Annotated in this window: 16 protein-coding genes and 1 pseudogene; 11 read left to right on the top strand and 6 right to left on the bottom strand. The window is 70.0% G+C overall.

What is annotated here, in order from left to right; translation table 11 throughout:
- Window positions 1–89: 89 nt before the first annotated feature.
- From AC1PK7_RS19480 to AC1PK7_RS19465, 4 genes are all read right to left on the bottom strand, one after another.
- Window positions 90–683, bottom strand: a complete 594-nt coding sequence (locus tag AC1PK7_RS19480; protein WP_481099205.1) for a TlpA family protein disulfide reductase — start codon at window positions 681–683, stop codon at window positions 90–92.
- Window positions 680–2,968: a protein-disulfide reductase DsbD family protein gene (locus tag AC1PK7_RS19475; protein WP_481099204.1), complete on the bottom strand. Its 2,289-nt coding sequence runs from the start codon at window positions 2,966–2,968 to the stop codon at window positions 680–682. The genes AC1PK7_RS19480 and AC1PK7_RS19475 overlap by 4 nt, the downstream gene beginning before the upstream one ends.
- Before the next feature lie 4 nt (window positions 2,969–2,972).
- Complete coding sequence (gene cutA / locus AC1PK7_RS19470; RefSeq protein ID WP_481099203.1) at window positions 2,973–3,305, bottom strand: divalent-cation tolerance protein CutA; 333 nt, start codon at window positions 3,303–3,305, stop codon at window positions 2,973–2,975.
- Between the two features lie 131 nt (window positions 3,306–3,436).
- Window positions 3,437–5,212, bottom strand: a complete 1,776-nt coding sequence (locus AC1PK7_RS19465) for an endonuclease (protein WP_481099202.1) — start codon at window positions 5,210–5,212, stop codon at window positions 3,437–3,439.
- Between the two features lie 278 nt (window positions 5,213–5,490).
- Here AC1PK7_RS19465 and AC1PK7_RS19460 point away from each other — a divergent pair, with 278 nt between their 5' ends.
- The 10 genes and pseudogenes from AC1PK7_RS19460 to AC1PK7_RS19415 all read left to right on the top strand — a co-directional run bounded on the left by AC1PK7_RS19460 (window position 5,491) and on the right by AC1PK7_RS19415 (window position 19,627).
- Window positions 5,491–5,778, top strand: coding sequence for a co-chaperone GroES (locus AC1PK7_RS19460; RefSeq protein WP_010340979.1), 288 nt, complete (start codon window positions 5,491–5,493; stop codon window positions 5,776–5,778).
- A gap of 136 nt (window positions 5,779–5,914) precedes the next feature.
- On the top strand, window positions 5,915–7,561 hold the full coding sequence (gene groL, locus AC1PK7_RS19455; protein ID WP_010340980.1) for a chaperonin GroEL: 1,647 nt from the start codon (window positions 5,915–5,917) through the stop codon (window positions 7,559–7,561).
- Between the two features lie 168 nt (window positions 7,562–7,729).
- The gene (locus tag AC1PK7_RS19450; RefSeq protein WP_481099201.1) at window positions 7,730–8,284 is read left to right on the top strand and encodes an RNA polymerase sigma factor; all 555 of its coding nucleotides are present in this window, start codon (window positions 7,730–7,732) and stop codon (window positions 8,282–8,284) included.
- The gene (locus AC1PK7_RS19445; protein WP_481099200.1) at window positions 8,281–9,324 is read left to right on the top strand and encodes a FecR family protein; all 1,044 of its coding nucleotides are present in this window, start codon (window positions 8,281–8,283) and stop codon (window positions 9,322–9,324) included. Before AC1PK7_RS19450 ends, AC1PK7_RS19445 begins: the two co-directional genes overlap by 4 nt.
- 326 nt (window positions 9,325–9,650) lie before the next feature.
- The gene (locus AC1PK7_RS19440; protein ID WP_481099199.1) at window positions 9,651–12,461 is read left to right on the top strand and encodes a TonB-dependent receptor; all 2,811 of its coding nucleotides are present in this window, start codon (window positions 9,651–9,653) and stop codon (window positions 12,459–12,461) included.
- A gap of 84 nt (window positions 12,462–12,545) precedes the next feature.
- Window positions 12,546–13,853, top strand: a complete 1,308-nt coding sequence (locus tag AC1PK7_RS19435; RefSeq protein WP_481099198.1) for a ComEC/Rec2 family competence protein — start codon at window positions 12,546–12,548, stop codon at window positions 13,851–13,853.
- A gap of 315 nt (window positions 13,854–14,168) precedes the next feature.
- Entirely contained in the window at window positions 14,169–17,057 is a 2,889-nt protein-coding gene (locus AC1PK7_RS19430; RefSeq protein ID WP_481099197.1) for a TonB-dependent receptor plug domain-containing protein, read from the top strand.
- 667 nt (window positions 17,058–17,724) lie between these two features.
- Window positions 17,725–18,798, top strand: a complete 1,074-nt coding sequence (locus AC1PK7_RS19425) for a 3-deoxy-7-phosphoheptulonate synthase (protein WP_010343076.1) — start codon at window positions 17,725–17,727, stop codon at window positions 18,796–18,798.
- Window positions 18,799–19,123: 325 nt separating this feature from the next.
- Window positions 19,124–19,219, top strand: a pseudogene (locus AC1PK7_RS19420) (LysR substrate-binding domain-containing protein); the annotation flags it as partial.
- 93 nt (window positions 19,220–19,312) lie between these two features.
- The gene (locus AC1PK7_RS19415; protein WP_481100942.1) at window positions 19,313–19,627 is read left to right on the top strand and encodes a GIY-YIG nuclease family protein; all 315 of its coding nucleotides are present in this window, start codon (window positions 19,313–19,315) and stop codon (window positions 19,625–19,627) included.
- Between the two features lie 396 nt (window positions 19,628–20,023).
- On the opposite strand, the gene AC1PK7_RS19410 is transcribed toward AC1PK7_RS19415, so the two are convergent.
- Window positions 20,024–21,187: an AAA family ATPase gene (locus AC1PK7_RS19410; RefSeq protein ID WP_481099196.1), complete on the bottom strand. Its 1,164-nt coding sequence runs from the start codon at window positions 21,185–21,187 to the stop codon at window positions 20,024–20,026.
- Window positions 21,188–21,216: 29 nt separating this feature from the next.
- Window positions 21,217–22,737, bottom strand: coding sequence for an acetyl-CoA hydrolase/transferase family protein (locus tag AC1PK7_RS19405; protein ID WP_481099195.1), 1,521 nt, complete (start codon window positions 22,735–22,737; stop codon window positions 21,217–21,219).
- A 348-nt stretch (window positions 22,738–23,085) separates the two neighbouring features.
- Here AC1PK7_RS19405 and AC1PK7_RS19400 point away from each other — a divergent pair, with 348 nt between their 5' ends.
- The gene (locus AC1PK7_RS19400) at window positions 23,086–25,278 is read left to right on the top strand and encodes an AsmA family protein (protein WP_481100941.1); all 2,193 of its coding nucleotides are present in this window, start codon (window positions 23,086–23,088) and stop codon (window positions 25,276–25,278) included.
- Window positions 25,279–25,294 lie beyond the last annotated feature (16 nt).

Genomic DNA, 25,294 nt, shown 5'->3' with positions numbered 1-25,294 from the left:
AGGAGCGGCTTCAGCCGCGACCGGGCTTTACCGGTAAGGCCTGGTCGCGGCTGAAGCCGCTCCTACGAGAACGCCCTGCGCTCTGCCGGCTAGCGTGACGGTTGCGCGCCGCCGCTTACCCAGCCCTCGACTTCGCCCGGCGCGAAAGGCCCGAGCTTCTGCCTGACGATGCGGCCGTCGGCGTCGATCAGCACGCTGTACGGCAGCAGGCCCTGGGTGTCGCCCAGGCGCACGCTGGCGTCGGCCGGGCCAGGCGTCTCCAGCGCGATCGGGTAGCCGATCGGCACCTGCTGCAGGAAGGCGCGCACGTCCTCGGCACGGTCCAGGGCGATGCCGAGCACCTGCAGGCCGTCGGCCGGCTGCGCGCGCGCCAGCCGGTCCAGTTCCGGCATCTCGCGCACGCACGGCTCGCACCAGCTCGCCCACACGTTGACCAGCAGCGGCCGGCCGCGGAACTGCGCCAGGGTCAGATGGCCACCGTCGAGCGTGGGCAGGCGCAGCGCCGGGGCGGGATCGCCCGGGCGTGCCGCGGCAACCGGGGGCGCCGTGGCATGGCCGCTGAGTGTGGCCGGCGCCGCCGAGGACATCGCCGGCGTCCGCCGTTCCCACCAGTGCGCCGCCGCCACGCCGAGCACCGCCGCCACCACGGCGACCGCCAGCAGGCGCGCGCTGGCGGGGGTCATCGCGCCGCGCGCAGCAGGGCGTCCTCGACCACTGCCTGGCTCAGCACCGGCGGCAGCACCGTCGGCGGCGCGCCGGGGCCGTAGACCACGTACAGCGGCACGCCCACCGCCTTGTGTTCGGCGAGGAAGGCGCTGATGCGCGGATCCTCGTTGGTCCAGTCGCCCTTCATGTACACCGCGTCCACCCGCTTGATGGTGTCGCGGAACGCGTCGCTGTCGAACACGTTGCGCTCGTTGGCCTTGCAGGTGACGCACCAGTCGGCGGTCATGTTGACGAAGACCACGCGGTTGTCGGTGCGCAGGCGGTCGAGCATCTGCGGCGAATAGGCCACGGTGTTGCGCTCGACGCTGGCGCTGGGCGGCGGCAGCCGGGTCACGCCCCACGCCGGCAGCAGGGCGGCCAGCAGCAGCACGGCGGCCAGGCGCATGCCGGTCTTGTGGTCGCGCCAGCGCGCGCGCTCGAACCACCACAGGCCCAGCGCCAGCAGGGTGGCGCCGATCAGCAGCAGCGCCACCGCGTCCACGCCGCGCTGCTTGCCCAGCACCCACAACAGCCAGATCGCGCTCAGGTACATCGGGAACGCCAGCACCTGCTTGAGCGTCTCCATCCACGCGCCCGGCTTGGGCAGGCGCCTGGCCAGCGACGGCACAAAGCCGATCAGCAGAAACGGCAGCGCCAGGCCCAGGCCCAGGGTCAGGAACACCAGCATCGCCGCCGCCGCCGGCGCGGTCAGCGCATAGCCCAGCGCCGGGCCCATGAACGGGCCGATGCAGGCGCTGGACACCACGCAGGCCAGCACGCCGGTGAAGAAGTCGCCCACCGGGCCGCTGCGCGTGGACAGCGACTGGCCGACGCCACCCAGATTGGCGCTGAGGGTGAACACGCCCGACAGGCTCAGCCCGACCACGAACATCAGGTACACCAGCACCGCGACGAAGCCCGGGCGCTGCAGCTGGAAGCCCCACAGCAGCCGCGCGGCCACGGCGATGCCGCCGATCACGGCGAAGGAGGCGAGCACGCCCAGCGTGTACCACAGCGCATGGCTGCGGGCGCGGCCGCGGCTCTCGCCGCTCTGCGCCAGGCCCAGCACCTTCAGCGACAGGATCGGCAGCACGCACGGCAGCAGGTTCAGCAGCAGCCCGCCGCCGAGCGCCAGCAGCAGGATCCACAGCAGGTTCTGCGTGGCCGGCGGCGGTGCGGCGCTGCGCGCGGCGTTGTGCGCGGAGGCGTCCGGCGTCGCCGGCAAGGCATCGGCGGCGGTGGCCGCGGCCGCGTCGTTGGCGTCGGCCTGGCGGCTGTCCAGCGGCGTCACCAGCAGCGGGCTGACCTCGGCCTGGTCGGCCGGGGTGACGGTGCCCCTGGGCAGCGCCAGCTTCACCCGCCGGGTCATCGGCGGGTAGCAGATGCCGTCGGTCTGGCAGCCCTGGAAGGTCGCCACCAGGGTCGCGGCGGCGGCATCGGCGCGCTGGCGCTGCAGCGGCACGGTGACCTCGGCCTGGTCGAAGTACACCACCACCTTGCCGAAGTGTTCGTCCTGGTGCGAGCTGCCCTGCGGCCAGCGCGGCATGCCGGTGCGGATGCCGGGCGCGCCCTCCAGCGCCAGCGCGGTGCGGTCGCGATAGAGGTAGTAGCCGGGTGCCGGGGTGAAGCGCAGCAACAGCGTATTGCCGTCGTTGGCGATGGCTTCGAAATGGAACGCCTGGTCCGACGGCAGCGGCAGACCCTGCACCGCAGCGGCGCCAGGGCCGGGACCGAACAGCGGCTTGGCCCCGTTGCCCGCGCCCGGGCCGCTGCCCGGCAGCCCGCCCGTCGCCGCCGGTGGCGGCGCGGCATCGGCGGAGGCAGTGGCGGCCGGCAGGGTCACTTCGAGCAGGCGCTTCTGCGGCGGGTAGCACACGCCGGCATCGGCGCAGCCCTGGTAGCGCACCTCGACCTGCACGCGGTCGGTGCCGGGGTCGGCGATGCCGCTCTGCACTGCATTCAACGCGTCGCGGTAGGTCTCCACCTCGCCGAAGTACGGGTCGGTCTTCTTGTGGCCGGCCGGCAACTGCAGGGTCGGGTTGGGCTTGAAGCCGCCGATCACCTTCACCGCGATGCGGTGCCGGTACAGGTAGTAGCCCTTGGCGATGTCCCAGTGCAGTGCGATGCGGCCGCGTTCGGGCGCCTGCGCGCTGAGCGCGAAGGCCTGGTCCACCGGCAGCAAGTCCTTTTCGCTGATCGCCAGGGCGGGGAAGGCGGCCACGGCCAGCAGGCACAGGGCGGCGAGGCGGTGCAGCAGGGTCATCGGCTTAGGGTTCCTCACGGGTTTCGGCATGTACCCACTGCAGGTAGGCCGGCAGGCCGCCGGTCACCTCGAGTTCGACCAGTTCGGGGACCTCGTAGGGGTGCAACGCGCACAGCCGCTGCCGCAGGGCGGGCAGGCGGTCGGCGGCGGTCTTGATCAGCAGCAGCACTTCCTCGCCGTGTTCCATCTCGCCTTGCCAGCGGTAGGTGGACTGCACGCCGGGTAGGCGGCTGACGCAGGCGGCCAGGCGCTCGTCGACCAGCGCCTGGGCGATCCGCGCGGCGCTGGCCGAGTCGGGGCAGGTGCTGAGCAACAAGCGGAGGGCGGGCGCGGACATGCGGCCGACAGTATAGGGATGCCGGCCGCGCTTTGGCGGCGACCGTGGGGAAAGCCGGCGCCGCTCTGAATCCCGAATCCCGAATCCCGAATCCCCGCCCGCTGCAGCCGCAGCGGGCGAGGCCACACGGCTCAGTTGACCAACTGGCAACTGGCCGGCTTGGCCGAGGTGAACAGCGACGAGGTCGCCCACTCCGGGTGGTCGATGAACGGGTTGCGGTTGCCCTGGAAGCTGTAGATCACCTCGTTGCGAGCGCGCTCGGCGTCGTCCGGCGGATCCTGCTGGCTCCACGCGATCAGGGTCGACAGCAGGCCCATGTAGGCCGGCGAGGACGAGGTCTTGACGATCTTGCTGCGGTCGTCGGTCAGCTCCAGGTCCGGCTCGGACTGCCCGGTCTTGGCGTCGACCCCGCCTTCATAGCGGATCGCCATGTACATCACCGCACGCGCCATGTCGCCCTTGCGGTGGTCCCACACCTCGAAGGTGCCGCTGTTGCCGTCCGGGGTCCGCACCCAGTTGGAGTTGCCCGGGTAGGGGCCGCTGCCGCCGCCGAAGCCGGCGTTGGCCTCGGTGGCGCGCTCGCCGCAGTTGCTGTCGCACTTGGCGTAGGGCTTGTTGCCGCGGTCGGCGTTCCAGGTGGCGTCGGTCAGGTACAGCATGTGGGTGTCGGTGTACGGCGCGTAGGGCAGGCCCTTGTTGCCGGTGGCGGTGCCGAAGCCCAGCGAGTTCGGCCAGCTGTGCTCGCGGTTGTACTTCAGGCCGCTGCCGCTGCCGGCGCGATCGGTGCCCTTGGCGTAGCTGCGGTTGCGGTAGGCGTCGAGGACGCGCTGGCTGTTGTTCGGATCCTCGTCGGCGATCTCCAGGATGGCCCAGGTGTCGGTGCCGGAGCTGCTGCTGTACGGGTAGACGGTGTGGCCCTTGATCGTCTCGTGCAGCGAGCAGCGCAACTGGCTGGGGCTGGAAGTGTTGACGTGCGAATAATAGGTGCCGGCGCCGCTGCCGCCGCCCGAGCCGCTGGCCACGGTGAAGGCGACGCTGCGGTCCTGCGCCGGGTGCGCGCCGTCGGCATCGCTGACGCGCGCGGCGACGATGCTCAGGGTGCAGCTCTCGCCGGCCTTCAGCGCGGTGTTGGTGGACAGCGAAAACTGGGTGCCGCTGCTGGGGTAGGTCAGCGCCACGCTGCCGGACTGCTGGCAGCTCAGGCCGAACGCACCGCTGGCCAGGCTCACCGCCTCGCTGAAGGTAACCGCCAGGTCGCCGGCGGCGGGGAAGTCGGTGGCGCCCTGGGTCGGGGTGGTGGCGGTCACCGTCGGCGCGGCATTGCTGCCGCCGCCGCCGGCGAAGGTCTGGCCGTTGTTGCAGGCGCCGAAGGTGCTGGTGGCGCTGTCGCTCCAACTGAAATCGGCCGCGGCGCTGCCGTTGCCGCGCAGCTGCAGCGAGGTGCCGGCCGGGGTGCTGTTGCTCTCGCTGACCGGCAGGTTCTGGCTGGTCATGCCCGCGGCGGGGCCGCCGCCGCCGGTGATGGCGCCCTCGTAGCTGAGGAACTGCACCACCTGGCCGTTGCCGTCGACCAGCGCCAGGCCGTCGTTGGGCCCGTTCTGGATACCGTTGCTGGCATAGCTGACGGTGGCGATGCGTACCTGCCCGCCGCAGCTGACCAGGTTGCCGGCCGGCACCGCGCTGTTGGCGTAGACGGTGGCCGAGCCGGGGTTGCTGCCGTTGTACAGGTAGACGCGGTAGCCGCTCAGGCTCTCCCCGGCGGTGGCGACGATCTCCACGCCTTCGCCGGTGTCGCCGGCGGCGGTGGCATCGTCGTAATGCAATTCGTTGATGAACACGGCGGCCTGGGCCGGTCCGGCAAGGGCGAGCAGGCAGGCCAGCGGCAGTGCAACGGCGGATGGCTTCATCGACAACTCCTTTTGGTGATGGATCCCCCCCTGGGTCCGCCCAGCCTAGCCCGACTCTGTGACACTGTGACGGGATTCGGTCACTGCTTGGCATGCAACGCACGTCTTCGGCAAAAATTTTTTGCCCCTGGCCCTTGAAAGCCACCGCCGCGGCACTACATCAGGCGCATCCCGGCGCTACCGGGTTTTTTCGCGAGCGTTGCTGGCAGTCGTCATGTGCGAGTGCTAACATCGCCGGCCTTTCCTAGACCAATCAATCACTTAAGAGGTCTCACTCAATGAGCATCAAGCCGCTTCACGACCGCGTCGTAGTCAAGCCGATCGAAGCCGACGAAATCTCCGCCGGCGGCATCGTGATCCCGGATTCGGCCAAGGAAAAGTCCACCAAGGGTGAGGTCGTGGCCGTCGGCGCCGGCAAGCCGCTGGACAACGGCAGCGTGCGCGCCCCGGCGCTGAAGGTCGGCGACAAGGTCATCTACGGCCAGTACGCCGGTTCCAGCTACAAGGCCGAAGGCGTCGAGTACAAGGTGCTGCGCGAAGACGACGTGCTGGCGATCGTGGGCTAAAGCCCCCGATCGCGGGATTCGGGAATCGGGATTCGGGATTGGCAAAGGCGCCAGGCGCCGCGCGACCCGACATCTCCGCCCGAATTCCGCTTTAGCGAATCCCTAATCCCCAATCACGAATCCCGGAGCAACACACATGGCTGCCAAAGATATCCGTTTCGGTGAAGACGCCCGTTCGCGCATGGTGCGCGGCGTCAACATCCTCGCCAATGCCGTCAAGGCCACCCTGGGCCCGAAGGGCCGCAACGTCGTGCTTGAGAAGAGCTTCGGCGCCCCGACCATCACCAAGGACGGCGTCTCCGTCGCCAAGGAAATCGAACTGGCCGACAAGTTCGAGAACATGGGCGCGCAGATGGTGAAGGAAGTCGCCTCCAAGACCTCCGACAATGCCGGCGACGGCACCACCACCGCCACCGTGCTGGCGCAGGCGCTGATCCGCGAGGGTTCCAAGGCGGTCGCCGCCGGCATGAACCCGATGGACCTCAAGCGCGGCATCGACAAGGCCGTCGTGGCCGCCGTGGCCGAGCTGAAGAAGATCAGCAAGCCCACCGCCGACGACAAGGCCATCGCCCAGGTCGGCACCATCTCCGCCAACTCCGACGAGTCGATCGGCAACATCATCGCCGACGCGATGAAGAAGGTCGGCAAGGAAGGCGTGATCACCGTCGAGGAAGGCTCGGGCCTGGAGAACGAGCTGGACGTGGTCGAGGGCATGCAGTTCGACCGCGGCTACCTGTCGCCGTACTTCATCAACAACCAGCAGAGCCAGCAGGCCGACCTGGACGACCCGTTCGTGCTGCTGCACGACAAGAAGATCTCCAACGTGCGTGACCTGCTGCCGGTGCTGGAAGGCGTGGCCAAGGCCGGCAAGCCGCTGCTGATCGTCGCCGAGGAAGTGGAAGGCGAGGCGCTGGCGACCCTGGTGGTCAACACCATCCGCGGCATCGTCAAGGTCGTGGCGGTCAAGGCTCCGGGCTTCGGCGATCGTCGCAAGGCGATGCTGGAAGACATGGCCGTGCTGACCGGCGGCACCGTGATCTCCGAGGAAGTGGGCCTGGCGCTGGAGAAGGCGACCATCAAGGACCTGGGCCGCGCCAAGAAGGTGCAGGTCTCCAAGGAAAACACCACCATCATCGACGGCGCCGGCGACACCTCGGCGATCGAGTCGCGCATCAAGCAGATCAAGGCGCAGATCGAAGAGACCTCGTCGGACTACGACCGCGAGAAGCTGCAGGAGCGCGTGGCCAAGCTGGCCGGCGGCGTGGCGGTGATCAAGGTCGGCGCTTCGACCGAGATCGAGATGAAGGAAAAGAAGGCGCGCGTCGAAGACGCCCTGCACGCGACCCGTGCGGCGGTGGAAGAAGGCGTGGTCCCGGGTGGCGGCGTGGCGCTGGTGCGCGCGCTGAGCGCGATCGGCGAGCTGAAGGGCGCCAATGAAGATCAGACCCACGGCATCCAGATCGCGCTGCGCGCGATGGAAGCGCCGCTGCGCGAGATCGTCACCAACGCCGGCGAAGAGCCGTCCGTGATCCTCAACAAGGTCAAGGAAGGCAGCGGCAACTTCGGCTACAACGCCGCCAACGGCGAGTTCGGCGACATGGTCGAGTTCGGCATCCTGGATCCGACCAAGGTGACCCGTTCGGCGCTGCAGAACGCCGCCTCGATCGCCGGCCTGATGATCACCACCGAAGCGATGGTGGCCGAGGCCCCGAAGAAGGAAGAACCGGCTGCCCCGGGCGGCATGGGCGGCGGCATGGGCGGCATGGGCGGCATGGATTTCTGATCCAGCCGGCCTCGGCCGACCCGTTCCATGCAGTCGAAAGGAGCCCCGCAGCGATGCGGGGCTCTTTTTTTGTGCCGGCGGCATGGCGGCCTGCGCACCGCGTGACGGTCATCGTGGCGGAACCCCGATGCGCTATAAGCTGCGCTCGCCCAGCCTCTGCGAGCGGTCATGGTCGCCCCGGTCTGCCAACTCGATCCGCATCGGCTGGACCAGCACCGGCCGGCCTTGCAGCGCTTCCTGTTCCGCCGTACCGGCGACTGGTCGCTGGCCGAGGACCTGGTGCAGGAGACCCTCCTGCGCGTGGTCGTGTACGCGCGCGACCACGCGGTCACCGATCTGGCCGCGCTGGCCCGCACGATCGCGCTCAACCTGCTGCACGACCACCTGCGCCGCCGCCAGCGCCAGCGTACCGAGCCGATCGACGACGAGGTGCCCAGCCCGGCGCCTGGCGTGGAGGAGGCGGCGATGCAGCGGCAACGCATGGAAACCTTTGCCCGCGCGCTGCAGGGCATGCCGCCGCTGCGCCGCGAGGTGTTCGTGCGCAGCCGCCTGCGCGGGCAGAGCTACCGCGAGATCGGCGAGGCGCTGGGGCTGAGCGAGGCGGCGGTGGAGAAGCACGTCAGCCGCGGCCTGCGCTGGCTGCAGGAAACGGTGGCGCGCGGCGACGCGGTGCCGCCGCCTGCCACCACGCTGCGCCGACGTGGCCCGGAGGACGCGGCATGAGGCCGGACAGCAACACCGCCGACGACGCGGTGCAGGACGCCGCGGCCGACTGGGTGGCGCGCGCGCTGGCTACGACGGGCGGCGATCCGCCCGGGCTGGCCGCGTGGCTGGCTGCCGATCCGGCGCATCGCGCTGCCTTCGATGCGCTGTGGGTGCTGGCCCACGATGCGGCGCTGCTGGAGGCGCTGGCCGCCTACGACGTGCAGGCCGAGGCGCCAGCGCAGGCGACCGGGGTGGCTGCCGTTGCCGTCCACGAGCCGGTCGCGTCCGCCGTCGCCGGAGCCGTCGCGCCGGCAAGCGGCGCACGACGTCCGCGCCGCGGCTGGCGGCCGTTGGCGGCGGCGCTGGCCGCCGGCCTGGCGATGCTGGCCGTGCTGCTGTGGCCACGGCTGCGCCCGGATCCGGCACCGATCGTGGCCACGACTGCGCCCGGACAGACCCGCGTGCTGCGCCTGGACGATGGCAGCGTGCTTACCCTCAACGGTGCCAGCCGGGTTCGGGTGCAACTACGCGCGCAGCGGCGCGAGGTGGCGCTGGAGCGCGGCGAAGTGTTCTTCGATGTCGCCCACGATCCGCAGCGCCCGTTCCAGGTGGATCTGGGCCCGGCGCGGGTACGGGTGCTGGGCACCGTCTTCAACCTGGCGCGCGATGGCGCCACCAGCGAGCTGTCGGTGTATTCGGGGCGGGTGGAGATCGACAACGGCGCCGCGCACCAGGTGCTGGCGGCCGGCATGCGCATCGACACGGCCGGCACCGGCCTGGGCGCGCTGGCACGCTTCGATCCGCAGGCCGGCGACTGGCGCGAGGGTTGGCTGCAGACTGCTGGCATTCCGCTGGCGCGGCTGATCGAGCGACTCAATCGGCGCTCGCCGCAGCCAATCGTGCTCGCCGATCCGGCGCTGGGTGCGCTGCAGGTGTCCGGACGCTTCCGCCTGGACCGGCCGGAGCAGACCCTCATGCACCTGGCGCAGCTGTATCCGCTGCAACTGCAGCGGCGCGCCGACGGCATCCGCGTGGAACGCGCCGCCGCGCCACAGTAGTCGCCGTCGCCGTCGCGGCGTTGCGTGCGCGGGCAGGCGCGACGTGCCGGGTCTGGCTGCCGTCGCCGGCAGTGTCAGGGCAACGCGATGGTGCACGCGACGGTGGAGTGGCCGGCGGGCGCCATCGCGCATCAGTGATCGCGCTGGAGCGAACGGCCGCGCGACGACGCGCGGCGCCTGTCCACGCGGCCGGTTCGCCGGCCAAGCGACCGTGAGGTGCTGCGACGCGTCACAAAAAATTCATGCAATCCCCTGTCGGGATCGGCGCGTTGCGGCGTCTTTGTCCTTTGCCACGCCACGTTGGCGACCCGACGACGACCTTGCTCATGCCGCCCCGCCGCTCCTTCCGTTGTGCCCTCCGTTCTCCGCGCGCCACCGCGCTGGCCGCTGCCCTGGCCGCGCTGGTGGCGCTGCCCGCCATCGCACCGTCGGCCGCCGCCGCGACGCCGGCCGCCGCGACCCTGCCGCCCGGCGATCTCGGCGCCACCCTGGCCGCGTTCTCGCGCGCCACCGGCCTGCAGGTGATCGCCGATCCGGCGCTGCTGCGCGACAAGCGCAGCCCCGGCGGCAGCGTCGCCGGCGATCCGCAGCAGGCGCTGAGCGGCCTGCTGCGAGGCACCGATCTGGGCTTCCGCCTGGACGGCGACACGGTGATCGTGCACGCGGCTGCAGTGCCCGCCACCAGCGCGACCGCCTCCCCGGCTGCCGCCGGTGCCATCGACCTGGACCGGATCGTGGTGACCGGCACCGCCAGCCAGGGACCGAAATTCCTCGCCCCGTACGCGATTTCCACGGTCAGCGCAGAGACGATCGCCGGGCAGGCGCCGCGCAGCATGGTCGACATGCTGCGCTCGGTGCCCGGTGTCACCGTGGAGAATTCCGGTGGCGAAGCCGGCGGCGAGAACGTGGTGATCCGCGGCCTGCCGTGGTCCGGCTTCCGCCTGCTCGACGTGCTCGAGGACGGCCTGCCGCTGTTCGAGTCCAACTATGAGCGCCAGTTGCAGATCGACGAGGTGTACCGGCTGGACCTGGGCACCCAGGATGCGGAGATCGTGCGCGGCGGCACCGCGCCGATCTACAGCAACAACGCCTCCGGCGGCGTGCTCAACTTCATCACCAATCACGGCACCGACACCGCCAAGGGCGCGGTCAAGCTGACCGGCGGGGCGAACGCGCTGGCACGCATGGATGCCACCGCGTCCGGGCCGGTGCAGGGCAACGACAATCTGCTCTATGCCATCAGCGGCTTCTACCGGCAGAGCGATGGCCTGCGCGACCCGGGCTTCGGCAACGGCAACCAGGGCGGCCAACTCAAGCTCGGCGGCACCTACAAGTTCGATTTCGGCAAGCTCTTCGCCGACTTCAAATACCTCAACGACCGCGGCGTGTTCTACAGCGCGATCCCGCTGGCCGATCCGCGCAACGGCGATTCGCTGGCCGACCTGATCGACCCGTCCACCGGCACGCTCGTCAGCGACAGCTTCCGCAACGTGCGCATCCGCACGCTGGACGGCAACGGCAGCAACCGCGTGGAGACGCGCGACCTCGCCGATGGCGTGCATCCGGTCACCCGCACCCTGACCGTGGGCGGCGACACCGAGTTCGCCAACGGCTGGCGGCTCAGCGACAAGGCGCGCTACGTCGATGGCGACGTGGGCTTCAACGCGCTGTTCAACGGGTCTCCGGTGGACGCGGCCAGCGTGCTCAGCAGCCGCCTGGCCGCCGCGCGCGCCGCGTTCCCGGGCACCGCCTCGCTGCGTTACGTGCTGGCCGGCACCAACACCCCATTCGATCCGGCCTCCACCGCCGGCCTGGCGATGATCAATACCTGGTCCAGCACGCAGACCCACTACACCGACTTCATCAACGACCTGCGCCTGGGACGGCTGTTCGAGATGTCCGGCGGCAGCAGCCACGACGTGTCGCTGGGTCTTAGCTTCAGCCACTTCACCTTGCGCCAGCAGCAGATCGGCAATGCGCTGCTGACCGACGTCAAGAGCAATCCCGACGCGCTCGACATCCAGGCCCTGAACGCGGCCGGGCAGGTGCTCGGCAACGTCACCGAGAACGGCTTCACCAGCTACGGCAGCGGCGACCTGATCGGCGACAGCCACGGGACCGCGACGGCGTTGTACGCGGCCGACACCTGGAAGCTCAACGATGCGCTGGAAGTGGATGCCGGCCTGCGCCGGGTGTGGCGCCGCGAAGAGGGCAACCGCGGCGTGATCGGCACCCAGACCATCGCCACGAGCGGTCCGCTGGCCGCGCGCACCGTCACCGGCCTGGTCGGCAGCGTGCCCTACAGCAAGGACATGGCCGGCACCTCGTGGACGCTGGGCGCCTCGTACAAGCTCGCCGACCCGGTCAATGTCTTCGCGCGCTATACCGAGAGCTTCAGTTTCCCGCGGCTGAGCGAGCAATGGGGCAACGTGGTCAACGGCGTCGGCGGGCGCATGCCCGACGGCAGCGCCACGCCGGTGACCCCGATCCGCCAGGCCGAGCTCGGCGTGAAGTACGCCACGCGGCCGCTGGAACTGGTGCTGATCGGCTTCTACAGCGACTTCAGGAGACTCAATTCGAGCACCTACGTCGCCAACGCCAACGGCCTGCTGGTCAACGTGCCGCTGCTCATCGACACGCGTACCAAGGGCGTGGAGTTCGAAGGCACGTGGCGGCCGCTGGGCGGGTTCGAGCTGACCGGCTCGGTGACCCTGCAGGATCCGCGCATCAGCGGCGCCGACACCTTCAGCGGCCTGTCCGGTGCCGCGCTGGTCGACAACGAGATTCCGCGCGTGCCCAAGTACAGCTGGTCGCTGCAACCGAGCTACCGCTTCCAGGTCGGCGGCGTGGATGCGCGCGCCTACGCCACCTGGTTCGGCATCGGCCGGCGCTTCCAGGACTTCACCAACGCCAGCGTGCTGCCGGCCTATCGCACCCTGGACCTGGGTCTGCATCTGCAGCTCGACGCCAACCTCAGCGCGCAACTGCTGTGCAGCAACGTCACCGATGCGCACGGTCTCACCGAAGGCAATGCGCGCGCGCCCGGCGTGTCCGGCGACCTGGTGCAGGCGGACGCGACCGTGGGCCGGCCGATCTTCGGCCGTAGCTACGTCGCCTCGCTGCAATGGGCGTGGTGACACGCGCCCTCCGTCGCACGTGGGTCGCCGCCAGCGCGCGGCGATGCCACGTGCGCATGTTTCGTTGATCGCCAGGACCCTCCGATGACGTTTCCGCATTTCACCCGCCGCCGCTTCCTCGGCGGCCTCGGCACGGCGCTCGCCGCCGGCATGCTGCCGCTCCCCGCCTGGGCGCAGCGCGCCGCCGCCACGCCTTCCGCCTCGGTCGACAGCATCCGCGAACCGCTCAGCGGCTGGGTTCCCGGCATGCTCGACATCCACCACATCGGCACCGGCCGCGGCAACGCCACCCTGATCGTCTGCCCCGACGGCACCGCGATGATGATCGACGCCGGCGCCATCGACGGCCTGGACAAGTACCTGATCGACCAGCTGCCCAACGCCAGCCGGCGTCCGGGCGAGTGGGTCGGACGCTACGCGCGCCGGCATCTGGCGCAAGCGGGGCGGCACGAACTCGACGATTTCATCCTCACCCACTTCCACCGTGACCATATGGGCGAATGCCTGCCGGACACGCCGCTGGCGCCGGGTGGGCACTACGCCCTGACCGGCGTGACCGACGTGGCGCAACTGTTGCCGATCCGCCGCTACCTGGATCGCGGCTACCCGGACTATGCGTTTCCGCAAGCGCTGGAGGATCCCAACCAACGCAACTACCGCGCCTTCATCCAGCAGGAGCGCGCCCGCGGCGCGCAGGTCGAGCGCTTCCGTGCCGGTGCCGCCGACCAACTGCGGCTGCGGCGCGACGCCGCGGCCTATCCCGGCTTCGCCATCCGCAACCTGGTGGCCAACGGCGAGGTGTGGACCGGCGATGGCGCGCGCACGCGCGCCCTGTTCCCACCCGGTGCCGTGCCGACGGAGAACCAGTGCTCGGCGGCGCTACGCCTGCACTACGGGGCGTTCACCTACTACAGCGGCGGCGACCTCTCCAACAGCATCAACTACTACGACGAGGACCCCTGGCGCGACGTGGAAACGCCGGTGGCGCAGGTGACCGGTGCGGTCGACGTGGCGGTGGCCAACCATCACGCCTATGCCGACGCGATGGGCCCGGCCTGCGTGCGCGCATTGCGCCCGCGTGCGTTCGTCATTCTCACCAACGACTCGGCGCACCCATCGGTGTCGCCGCTGGAGAACATGCTCAGCGAACGCCTGTACCCGGGCCCGCGCGACATCTACGCCACCGCGATGAAGCCGGAGAATATCGTCGCCAACAAGCGCATCCGCGAGATGACCAGCACCAATGGCCACGTGGTGGTGCGGGTCGCGCCGGGTGGTGCGCAGTACCGAATCGTGGTCACCGACAACAGCGACGAGTCGGACACGGTGCTGGCCGTGCATGGTCCGTATGCCAGCGGGCGCCACGCCACGCAGGGGTCATCGTCCGCCTGAGCGGGCCGCCGCGCCCTGCCGCGGCGATGCGGCACGATTCCGCGCGCGATGCGGCGAATCGCGCATAACCGACAAGCGTCTACGCGTGATGCGTGGCAGTGTGTTGACAGCGGGTGTCGGCGCCATGCAGGTTAGGACGCACGGGCGTCCAGGGGGATCTGCACGCCCGCATGTTCGTCTTCTTCTGTGCGTCGCGACCGGCGAGGGTGGCGTGTGCCTGCGGCATGCGCGTACGGTCGTGGGCGCGGCGCAGCGAAGGGGACGCCGGACGTCGTGCGTGCACGGCGTCGCTTCCATCCGCTGCAGAGGACACCCATGCCACGTCGCCCCCTCACCACCCTTGCGTTCGGCATCGTGCTGGCGCTGTACGGCGCCAGCGAGGCGCACGCGCAGGATGCCGACACCGCCGCGCCCAAGGCCGCTGCTACCGACCTGGGCCAGGTCGTGGTCACCGGCTCGCGGATCAAGCGCTCGGAAGTGGAGGGTGCCGAACCGGTGCTGACGATCAGTGCGCAGCAGATCCAGCAGGAAGGCTTCCTCACCGTCTACGACGTGCTCAGCACGCTCAATCAGCAAGGCAGCGTCGAGGCCGACACCAAATACGGCTCGCACACGCCCAATGCCTCGCCGGTGAGCCTGCGCGACCTCGGTCCCGGACGCACGCTGCTGCTGGTCAACGGCCACCGCGTCGCCGACTACCCGCAGCCCTACGCCGGCGAGAGCAACTTCGCCAACTACGCCAACATCCCCTCCGCGGCGGTGGAACGCATCGAGATCCTCACCGGCGGCGCGTCGGCCATCTACGGCTCGGACGCGGTCGCCGGCGTCATCAACGTGATCCTCAAGCAGGGCTACGAAGGCAACCAGGTGCGCCTGCGCGGCGGCACTGCCACCGCCGGCGGGCGCGACGTGGTCGACCTGTCCTGGGTCGGCGGGCGCAGCGGCGACAAGTGGAATCTGACCTACGCGCTGCAGTGGACCCGGCGCGATCCGCTCTCGGTCGGCGAGCGGCCGAAGATGGACGACCAGGACGACGAGTCCTACAGCAACTGGACCGCGCAGGCGCGCAAGTACGGCTTCAATCCGTTCACCGGCCTGAGCCTGGTCGACGCCGGCAGCAACACGCGCCTGGCGCCGCCCAGCGGCACCTGCGCACGCTTCGGCGGCCAGTTCATCGATGCGCAGCGGCTGAGCTACGACTACAACAGCGATACCGTGCGCAATCTCGGCGGTTATTGCGGCATGGCCCACGACTACGCCGACTGGCTGGCCGCCAGCGGCGGCGACAGCGGCTCGGCGTATCTGTACGGCACCTTCGACTTCGACAACGGCGTGCAGGCCTGGAGCACGCTGTCCACGACCAAGAGCCTGGGCTACTGGACCTACGACCCGCCCTACGTCTACCTCGGCCCGTTCCACGACACCGGCAGCGACCGCGACCTGTACGCGATCCGCCAGCTCACCCGCTTCGAATCCGGCGGCTGGAAGAACCTGGCCAACACCACCAAGGAACTGTCCTGGGACCTGAGCGCCGGCCTCAAGGGCCGCCTCGCCGATCGCTTCGACTGGGAAGTGGCGGTGGGCCGCGCGCGCTACACCGTGGACGAATACGTGCGCACCGTGGACACGCAGAAGGCCACCGCCTACTTCCTCGGCCCGCAACTGGGCAGCACCGCCGACGGCACGCCGATCTACGATCTCAACGAGGAACGCTGGTACCAGCCGCTGACCGGCGCGCAGTACAACGACCTGGCGGTGAAGGCGCACAACCGCGCCGATTCCTGGGTCAACCAGGCCAGCGCCAACATCACCGGCGAGTTGCTGCAGGGCTGGGCCGGGCCGATCAAGTTCGCCGCGGTCGGCGAAGTGGCCAAGCAGGGCTACCGGCTGTCGCCCGATCCCTGCGCCAACACCTGCTATCCGCTGGACGTGGTCGACTACGGCGGCGGCGAGCGCCTGCGCTACTCCGGCGGCATCGAGTTCGACGTGCCGCTGCTGTCCACGCTCAACGCCAGCCTGGCCGCGCGTCACGACCGCTACGGCGACTACCGCGCCTACGGCAGCGACCTCGGCGCGGCGATCGGCACCCAGCGCGACACCACCTGGAGCGCCGGCCTGGAGTGGCGGCCGCTGAGCACGCTGCTGCTGCGCGGCAGCGTCGCCACCAGTTTCCGCGCCCCGGACATGCACTACGTGCTCGGCGAGCCCAGTTCCACCCAGCAGACCGTGATCGACCAGTACCGCTGCATCCAGAAGGGCTACTACCTCACCGGCGGCTGCAGCGCCGAGAACAGCGACGTGTTCTACCTGATGCAGGTCAATCGCCGCGGCACCCCGGACCTGGAATCGGAGCATGGCCGCTCGGTCACCGCCGGCTTCGTCTGGGACATCGCCGAGGGCCTGTCGCTGACCGCGGACTACTACAAGATCCGGCTGCAGGACATGATCAAGGACCTCAACCGCGACGAAGTGCTCAGCGCCGAAGCCGGTTGCCGCACCGGCCTGACCACCGCCGGCGGCGTGTGGGTCAACCCCGGCGGCGCCGAGTACTGCGCGCGCATCCTCTCGCGTGTGTCGCGCGATGCCGACGGCCGCGTCACCGGTATCGAGCAGGGGCCGATCAACATCGCGCAGATGCACGTGTCCGGCGTCGATGCCTCGCTGAAGTACCGGCTCAACACCGCGCGCTGGGGCAACTTCAGTTTCGCCCTGGATTACAACAACCTGATCGGCTACCACGAACAGACCTACCGCACCGACGACGACAAGAACCTGCGCGACCAGAAGATCCGCAGCAAGCTGCGCGGCAGCGTGCACTGGGAGAACGGCGGCCCGCTGGACCTGACCGTGTACGCCAAGCGTTTCGGCTCCACCCAGGCGGTGAACTGGGGCACCTGCACCCGCTTCGACGACGGCTACCAGCCCAGCCCCTCCGACGCCTGCCGCGTCACCGACAGCGGCAACCGCCACTTCGGCGAGAGCACCACGCGCTACTTCGGCCGCGTCGGCCCGGCGCTGTACTGGAACCTCACCGCCGGCTACCGCATCGCCCCGAAGATGAAGGTCAACCTGTACATCAACAACGTGCTCAACACCGTCGGCTACGACAACAAGGAGCGCTACTACGGCTATCAGTTCTACAACACCACCCTGTACGACGCGATCGGCCGCGAGGTGGCGGCGGAATATGTGCTGGATTTCTGAGGGGCCGGGATTCGGGAGTGGGGATTCGGGATTGGTTTGGGTCAGCGCTGAAGTCGACCAGGTGCTGCGCAACATGCGGCAGGAACACGCTTCAGCCCTTCTCCCTCTGGGAGAGGGGTTGGGGTGAGGGTCCGTAGCGCGCAGCGCCACGCAAGAGCGCATAGGCGTGTGCTTGTGGAGATTGGATCGCTTGCTGCCGCACCCTCATCCGCCCCTGCGGGGCACCTTCCCCCGAAAAGGGGGCCATGGTCCCGGCGGGAGAAGGGAAGCGCACTAGCCCCTCTCCCTGCGGGAGAGGGGTTGGGGTGAGGGTCCGGAGCGCGCAGCGCCGCGCACAAACCCACGCCCCTACGCGATGACGGCGACCTCATGGCCCTCCCGCCGCGTTGAGCCGCTTTTCCGAATCCCCAATCCCCAATCCCCGCATTCGTTGCACCAGCAACTGTGGCGCTGCCGCAAACCCTGTGCTATCACTACGTCCCATGAACACGTCCTGCCGCAGCTTTTACTTTTGGTATTACGGTTTTCCGATGCCGCTGGCGGAGGAAGGATCGCGTTCACCCTGAAGGAAACTTCAGCCGCAATCCCGAAAGCCGCCAGCGAACCTGGCGGCTTTTTTCATGCCGCCGGATCTGGCCCCCACCTAGCCCCCCGACGAGACACGCACATGGCCCCGCACACCGACGATCTGCGCATCCGCAAGATCGAACCGCTGACTCCGCCCTCCCAGCTGCAGGCGCTGCTGCCCTGCGACGAGGAGGCCTCGCAGACCGTCACTGCCGCGCGCGCGGCGCTGCACGAGATCCTGCACGGCCGCGACGACCGCCTGGCGGTGGTGATCGGCCCCTGCTCGATCCACGACCCGGTCGCGGCGATGGAGTACGCGCAGCGTCTGCGTCCGCTGCGCGAGACCTACGGCGATGCGCTGGAGATCGTGATGCGGGTGTACTTCGAAAAGCCGCGCACCACGGTCGGCTGGAAGGGACTGATCAACGATCCCAACCTCGACGGCAGCTTCGACATCAACAAGGGCCTGCGCCTGGCGCGCGGCCTGCTGCGCGACATCAATCGCCTGGGCCTGCCGGCCGGCGTGGAGTTCCTCGACATCATCTCGCCGCAGTACATCGCCGACCTGGTGGCCTGGGGCGCGATCGGCGCGCGCACCACCGAGAGCCAGGTGCACCGCGAGATGGCCTCGGGCCTGTCGTGCCCGGTGGGCTTCAAGAATGGCACCAGCGGCGACGTCAAGATCGCGGTCGATGCCGTCGGCGCGGCCTCGCATCCGCATCATTTCCTGGCGGTGACCAAGGACGGGCAGACCGCGGTGGCGGCCACCGCCGGCAACCCGGACTGCCACGTGATCCTGCGCGGCGGCACCCAGCCCAACTACGACGCCGACAGCGTCGCCGCGGCGGCGCAGGTGCTGGAGAAGGCCGGCCTGCCGGCGCGGCTGATGGTCGACGCCAGCCACGCCAACAGCGGCAAGAACCCGGACAACCAGCCCAAGGTGATCGAGGACATCGCGCGCCAGCTCGAGGCCGGGCAGTCCCGCATCGTCGGCGCGATGGTGGAGAGCCACCTGCGTGGTGGCCGCCAGGAGCTGGTCGCGGGCCAGCCGCTGGTCTACGGACAGAGCATCACCGACGGCTGCATCGACTGGGACACCTCGGTGCAGGTGCTCGAGCGGCTGGCGCAGGCGGTGCGCGCACGGCGCCAGGCGCGCGTGGCGCAGGCGGCCTGATCTCGTAGTGGGAAAAACGCACGCAGCCTGACCGGCTGCGTGCGTGGGGGCGGGGGAGGCCCGGAAGAGGGGCCGGACGCGCCGCCGAATGCGAAGGGAGAGAGCTTCGGTATCGACGGCTGCGTGCCGGTGATGACGTTATCCGCCCATCCGGTGACCACGGTATGCCGGTGTGTGGCAGCGGCTGGCAAGGTGTTGGCGGGGCGTTAAGACCTGTTGTCGCCGGTTCAGCGCGACGGCGTGGACGTGGCGCGATGGGATGTACACGCTGCGCATTGACGGGCCGGGGCATGGCGGCGATTGCCTGCCGGACGTACCAGGCCCTCTCGGCGCCACGCTGTTCCAGCGCCATGCGGGTGGGGTCGAACTGGCCGAAGGCCGGCAACTGGCCGATGCCGCCAGCGCCGCGTCGGACGACATCGAGGTGTGGCCAATAGGTGCTGCCCGAGGTCGCAAGCGCACATGTGCGGGCGCCGCTGCTGGCGAAACCGCCCGCCACGTCGATAATGCCCGCATGGCCGCCGACTCGCCCTGGTTCCTGTACCTGCTCGAATGCCGCAACGGCAGCTACTACGCCGGCATCACCCCGGACCTGCAGGCGCGCTTCCAGGCGCACCTGCGCGGCGCCGGCGCCAAGTACACCCGCGCCAACCCGCCGGTACGGCTGCTGGCCAGTCGCGCCTACCCCGACCGTGCCGCCGCCTCGCGCGCCGAATACGCACTCAAGCGCTTGCCGCGCGGCCGCAAGCTGGCGTTCCTGGCCGCGCCCGACCCCGCACCTGGCGCCGACAACCTGCAAACGACAGCCGAATCCGCAGCGGTGTTGTAGGAGCGGCTTCAGCCGCGAGAGGCGTGACCGGTAAAGCCGGTCGCGGCTGAAGCCGCTCCTACGACGGTGCCGCACATTCGCGCGGACTTCGGATGCAAGAGGACTGCACTGTGGGAGGGACTTCAGTCCCGACGCGCTGTCCCGCAACTGCTCGGCGAGCCCCCAACAGGACCACTGCCAGCAGTTGTAGGAGCGCTTTCAAGCGCGACCATGGCAAGCCCGTCGCGGCTGAAGCCGCTCCTACGACGGTGCCGCACATTGGCGCGGATTTTGGATGCGAGAGGACTGCACTGTGGGAGGGACTTCAGTCCCGACGCGACGGACTCAAACGACGCGCCAATCGCCCCATTGGGCATGTCGCTGTATGCAGCAGACACACCCGATGCACACCCCGCCTCAGCGGCTGGGCCAATGCCATGCCGGCCGATCGAGCGCGCGCAGGCCGGCCACGTCGGTCTGGCCGTGCTCCTTGATCAGCAGGTGGTGCAGACAGTCCGGCTGCTGCTCCAGCGCCGCGATCAGCCGGCTGGCATGCGAGACCACGATGATCTGCGCCTGCCGCGCGGCGCTGCCGATCAGCCGCGCCAGCGCCGGCAGCAGGTCTGGATGCAGGCTCGCTTCCGGTTCGTTGAGCACCAGCAGTTCCGGCGGGCGCGGGCTCAGCAGGGCGGCGATCCACAGCAGGTAGCGCAAGGTGCCATCGGACAGCTCGGCCGCCGATAGCGGCCGCAGCAGGCCATGCTGGTGCATCGCCAAATCGAAGCGCCCGGCATGCACCTCGATCGTCAACCGCGCGCCGGGAAAGGCATCGTCCACCGCCGCATGCAGGCCGTCGGCGTCGCCGATCTCCAGGATGGTCTGCAGGGCCGCGGCGAGGTCCGCGCCGTCGTTGCTCAGCACCGGCGTGTGCGTGCCGATCTGCGCCATGCGTGCCGGTGCCGCGGCGTCGGTGCGGAAGTGGTCGTAGAAGCGCCAGCGGCGGATGTTCTCGCGTACCTCATGCATCTCCGGTGCCGCGCGCGGATCGGAGAACTGCGCCAGCACGCTGTCGAAACTGGCGATGCCGGCGCCGGCATCGGTCCAGCCGTCGTCCCGGGTCCGCAGGCGCACCGCCGGCCCGTTGCGGTCCACCAGCAGGTTGGACTGGCGCAGCCAGGGGCCGGCCCAGATGCATTCGCGCTTGATCTGCGGATCCAGCCCGAAGGCTGACGCCGACGGCATCGGCAGGCCCAGGTCGATGGCATAGCCGAATGCGTCGCTGGCGTAGCCCAATTTCAGGCCGACGGCCTGCTGCCGCACCGTGCCCTCGACCGGATGCTCGCCGCGCCGGACCGCGCGGCTCAGCGTCTCCGGGCCGGCCCACAGCGCCGACGGCAAGCCGCCTTCGCGGGCCAGTGCGGCGATCACGCCGCCCTGGGCGGTGTCGGCGAGCAGGCGCAGCGCGCGGTAGACGTTGGACTTGCCGCTGCCGTTGGCGCCGGTGATCAGGGTCAGCCCCGCCAGCGGCAGCACCAGCTCGCGCAGGGAACGATAGGAGGAAACCGCCAGGGTCGTCAGCATCGGCGCAGCATACCCGCTGCCGTTGCCGCTCAGCCTCCCGCGTGCATGGTGCCGGTATCCAGCCAGCGCTGGTGCCAGGACAGCGCCTCGGGCAGCAGGTGCGGGGTGTGCTTGCCGTAGCTGGCGTGCAGGGCGCGGTCGAAATAGTCCTGCAACTGCGCGCGGTAGCTCGGGTCCACGCAGTGCGCAAGCAACTGTTGCGCGCGCTGCCGCGGTGGCAGGCCGCGCAGGTCGGCCAGGCCGTGCTCGGTGACGATGATGGAGACGTCGTGCTCGGTGTGGTCCACGTGGCTGACCATCGGCACGATCGAGGAGATGCTGCCGTTCTTCGCCGTGCTGGGGCTGAGGAAGATCGACAGGAAGCCGTTGCGCGCGAAGTCGCCGGAGCCGCCGATGCCGTTCATGATGCGGCTGCCCATCACATGGGTGGAGTTGACGTTGCCGTACAGGTCGGCCTCGATCATGCCGTTCATGCCGATGCAGCCCAGCCGCCGCACCAGCTCCGGATGATTGGAGATCTCCTGCGTGCGCAGGATGATGCGCTCGCGGTAGAAGTCGATATTGCGCTTGAACTCCTCGTTGGCTTCCGGGCTCAGCGCGAAGCCGGTGCACGAGGCGACCTTCAACACGCCGCTGCGCAGCAGGTCGAGCATGCCGTCCTGGATCACCTCGGTGAACGCGCTGAGCTCGCGGAAGCCGCTGCTGGCCAGGCCGGCCAGCACCGCGTTGGGAATGTTGCCCACGCCGGACTGCAGCGGCAGCAGGTTGGGCGGCAGCCGGCCCTTGCCGACCTCGTGCTGGAAGAACGCGATCAGGTGCTCGGCGATGCGCTGGCTGGTGGCGTCGGCCGGGGTGAACGGGCTGTTGCGGTCGGGGCCGTGGGTGCGCACCACCGCCACGATCTTGTCCGGGTCGCAGCGCAGCGACGGCTCGCCAATACGGTCGTCGGCGTGCAGCAGCGGGATCGGCTTGCGGTGTGGCGGCAACGCGGTGCCGTAGTACACGTCGTGCATGCCGTCGATGCCGGCCGGCTGCCAGTCGTTGACCTCGACGATCACCTTCTTGGCCAGGTCCAGCCAGGTCTTGTTGTTGCCGACCGAGGTCGACGGGATCAGGCTGCCGTCCTCGCGGATGCCGGCCACCTCCACCACCGCGGTGTCGATCTGCCCGTAGAAGCCGAACCACACGTGCTGGGCGACGTGGCTGAGGTGGATGTCGATGTAGTCCAGCGTGCCGGCGTTGATGCGCTGGCGCGCGTCCGGGTCGGACTGGAACGGCATGCGCAGGGCGATGCCGTCGGCCTTGGCCAGCGCGCCGTCCAGTTCCGGCGCGGTGGAGGCGCCGGTCAGCAATTGGATCTTGAACGACTGGCCCTGCAGGTGCGCCGCCTCGATGCGCTGCGCCAGCGCCATCGGCACCGCCTTGGGATAGCCGGAGCCGGTGAAGCCGCTCATCGCCACCGTCTCGCCGGGCTGGATCAACGCCGCCGCGGCCTCGGCGCTGACGATGCGCTCGCGCAGGCGGGGATGGAGGATGCGTTCGGCGGACATGCGGCGACCAGGGCGTGGGAAGGGGATGGCAATTATCGCGGATCGGGCCGGGGCTCGCGCTGGGGCGCGTCCCCACTTTCTGCGCCTGTCGCGTCGCGGTGCAGGCGGGCGCCACGCGATGCAAGCGCGCCGCGGTCTGTGCGATGTGTGCGGCGCTTCGCGGGCCGGACCCTCACCCCAACCCCTCTCCCGGTGGGAGAGGGGCTCTGGCTTCTCCCTGCTCCTGTTGGACGGCGGGACGCAACGCGCATGCAGCCGGCGCAGTGCCGGGTGCGTGCCACCGTCGCTTTCACGCGCTCCACGCCGCGCCGCGGCGATAGTGCGGCGGTGCCGCCTTTCGCCCGCCCGCTGACCGCCGTCCACGCACGCTACCGGCGTCTGCCGCGCGGCTGGCGCCTGCTCCTGCGCGGCCTGCTGATCGCCTACCTGCTGTACTTGCTGGCCGGCAACGTGTTCCTCAACACGCCGCTGTTCGACCTGGCCACCAACCGCAAGCCGGAGAAGTTCCGCATGCACACCGGGCCGGCGATCACCGTATTGCCCGGCTTCATCACCGCCTGGAACGTGCGCATGCGCGGCCATGTGCAGCGCAATGTCTGGCAGGTGCGCGCCGACCGCGCCAGCGCGCGCATCGCGCTGCTGCCGCTGCTGCACCGCGAAGTGCGCCTGCCGTGGATGGAAGCGGTGAACGTGATCGGCGAGATGGACCGCGTCGAGGAGATGATCCCGCCACCGCCGCCCAGCGACCAGGGCTGGACGCTGCGCTTCGACGCGATCCACAGCGGCACGTTGCGCCGCGCGCGCTTCGGCGATTTTGCGGTCGAGGGCAAGGGCCACGGCACCGTCGGCTTCCTCAAGCAGTTGCGTGGCGGCCCCTCGGAACTGTTCCCCTCGCAGATCGTGTTCGAGAACGCCAGCGTGCGCTACGGCAAGCGCCAGATCGCCGACCAGGCCACGCTGGACGCGCGCTTCTCGTTCCCGCGCCACTACCGCGCGCAGGCGCCGGGGTTGCGCAAGCTGGGCATCACCGACCTGGCGCTGCGCGTACACGGACGCAGCGTGGCCCTGCGCATCGACACCGCCGGCGACACCACCAAGCTGAGCACCGAACCCGGTCTGGGCCACGTGCAGGCCGATCTGCACCTGCTGCGCGGCGCGTTGCAGCCCCGCAGCTCGCTCAACTGGCGGGTGCCGCTGCATGCCGGCGTCGGCGCCACCGATCGCGGCGTGCTGACGCTGCTGCTGGACGTGGAGGGCGAGGACATCCGCGCGCGTGCGCGCCTGCCCGGCCAGGTCGATCCGCGCAGCATGCTCGATGCCGACCTGCGCATCACCGGGCGCCAGGTGCCGTTCGCCGACCCGGCGGCGCTGCTGCCGCGCACCTCCGGCCGCGTGCAGGGGCGTTGGCATTTCGAATCGTTGAACTGGATCAGCGACCTGCTGGTGCGCAAGCCGTGGTTCCAGCTCGACGGCGGCGGCGACGTCGCCGCCGATCTGCGGTTGCGGCAGGGCGCGTTGCAGCCGGGCAGCCGCCTCGACGTGCCCGACGTGCAGGCGGTGGCGGAGATCATGCGTGTACGCCTGAGCGGCAAGGCGCAGGCGGCCGGGCGCATCGTCGGCACTGCGGACCGGCCGCGCACGCAACTGGACGTGCGCATGCGTCGTTTCGCGCTGGCGCCGCTGGACGCGCCCAAGGCCAGCTTCGTCGAAGGCGAGAACCTGCAACTGGACTTGCAGGGCGACGGCGCGCTGGCCACCCTGCGCGACTCGTTGCAGGCGCGGTTGCGCTTCGCCGATGCGCGCGTGCCGGATCTGCGCGCTTACAACCGCTATCTGCCGGCGGCGCAGGTGCGCGTGCTCGGCGGCGATGGCCGGCTCAGCGGCGACCTGCAGCTGGACGCGTCCGGCCAGGTCGGCCAGGGCACCGTGCGCGTACTCGGCCGCCAGGCGCGGTTGCAGACCGCGGGTTTGGAACTGGCCGGCGATCTCGACCTGGACGCGCGGCTGCGCCGCGCCGAACTGCAGGACAAGCGCTTCGATCTGGGCGGCAGCACGCTGCGCCTGCAGGGCGTGCGCTACGGCACCCAGCCCAGGCAGGGCGACTGGTGGGCGACGCTACGGATTCCGCAGGGCCGCATCGCTGCGGCGGCGCCGGTGCAGGCCGATGCGCAGGTACAGATGCAGATGCGCGACGCCGGCCCGGTGCTGGCGGTATTCGCGCAGCACAGCGATGCGCCGGCGTGGTTGCTGAAGCTGGCCGACGCCGGGCAACTGCAGGCCAGCGGGCAGTTGCGCTGGCGCAAGGACGCACTGTGGCTGGACCGGGTCGCCGCCGAGAACGAACGGGTGGCCTTGCGCGCTCGCCTGCGCGTCGGCGATGCCGGCACGCTGGGCGATCTGTATGCGCGCTGGGGCGTGCTCGGCGTCGGCGTGGCCTTGCGCGGCGAACAACGGCAATGGCATCTGCTCGGCGCGCGCGAGTGGTACGACCGGCAACCGGCGTGGCTGCCGGAGGCACCGGCGCCGGCGGCATCGCCCTGACGCGACGACGAACGCG

The sequence above is a fragment of the Xanthomonas sp. NCPPB 3174 genome (assembly GCF_056725205.1).
The sequence above is the reverse complement of the archived record's forward strand: the minus strand, read 5'-3'. Positions and strand labels throughout refer to the sequence as shown.

Bases quoted from the DNA above. Each gene is read 5' to 3' on its own strand.
- AC1PK7_RS19480 (WP_481099205.1), bottom strand. From the start codon at position 683: ATGACCCCCGCCAGCGCGCGCCTGCTGGCGGTCGCCGTGGTGGCGGCG.
- AC1PK7_RS19475 (WP_481099204.1), bottom strand. From the start codon at position 2,968: ATGACCCTGCTGCACCGCCTCGCCGCCCTGTGCCTGCTGGCCGTGGCC.
- cutA (WP_481099203.1), bottom strand. From the start codon at position 3,305: ATGTCCGCGCCCGCCCTCCGCTTGTTGCTCAGCACCTGCCCCGACTCG.
- AC1PK7_RS19465 (WP_481099202.1), bottom strand. From the start codon at position 5,212: ATGAAGCCATCCGCCGTTGCACTGCCGCTGGCCTGCCTGCTCGCCCTT.
- AC1PK7_RS19460 (WP_010340979.1), top strand. From the start codon at position 5,491: ATGAGCATCAAGCCGCTTCACGACCGCGTCGTAGTCAAGCCGATCGAA.
- groL (WP_010340980.1), top strand. From the start codon at position 5,915: ATGGCTGCCAAAGATATCCGTTTCGGTGAAGACGCCCGTTCGCGCATG.
- AC1PK7_RS19450 (WP_481099201.1), top strand. From the start codon at position 7,730: ATGGTCGCCCCGGTCTGCCAACTCGATCCGCATCGGCTGGACCAGCAC.
- AC1PK7_RS19445 (WP_481099200.1), top strand. From the start codon at position 8,281: ATGAGGCCGGACAGCAACACCGCCGACGACGCGGTGCAGGACGCCGCG.
- AC1PK7_RS19440 (WP_481099199.1), top strand. From the start codon at position 9,651: ATGCCGCCCCGCCGCTCCTTCCGTTGTGCCCTCCGTTCTCCGCGCGCC.
- AC1PK7_RS19435 (WP_481099198.1), top strand. From the start codon at position 12,546: ATGACGTTTCCGCATTTCACCCGCCGCCGCTTCCTCGGCGGCCTCGGC.
- AC1PK7_RS19430 (WP_481099197.1), top strand. From the start codon at position 14,169: ATGCCACGTCGCCCCCTCACCACCCTTGCGTTCGGCATCGTGCTGGCG.
- AC1PK7_RS19425 (WP_010343076.1), top strand. From the start codon at position 17,725: ATGGCCCCGCACACCGACGATCTGCGCATCCGCAAGATCGAACCGCTG.
- AC1PK7_RS19415 (WP_481100942.1), top strand. From the start codon at position 19,313: ATGGCCGCCGACTCGCCCTGGTTCCTGTACCTGCTCGAATGCCGCAAC.
- AC1PK7_RS19410 (WP_481099196.1), bottom strand. From the start codon at position 21,187: ATGCTGACGACCCTGGCGGTTTCCTCCTATCGTTCCCTGCGCGAGCTG.
- AC1PK7_RS19405 (WP_481099195.1), bottom strand. From the start codon at position 22,737: ATGTCCGCCGAACGCATCCTCCATCCCCGCCTGCGCGAGCGCATCGTC.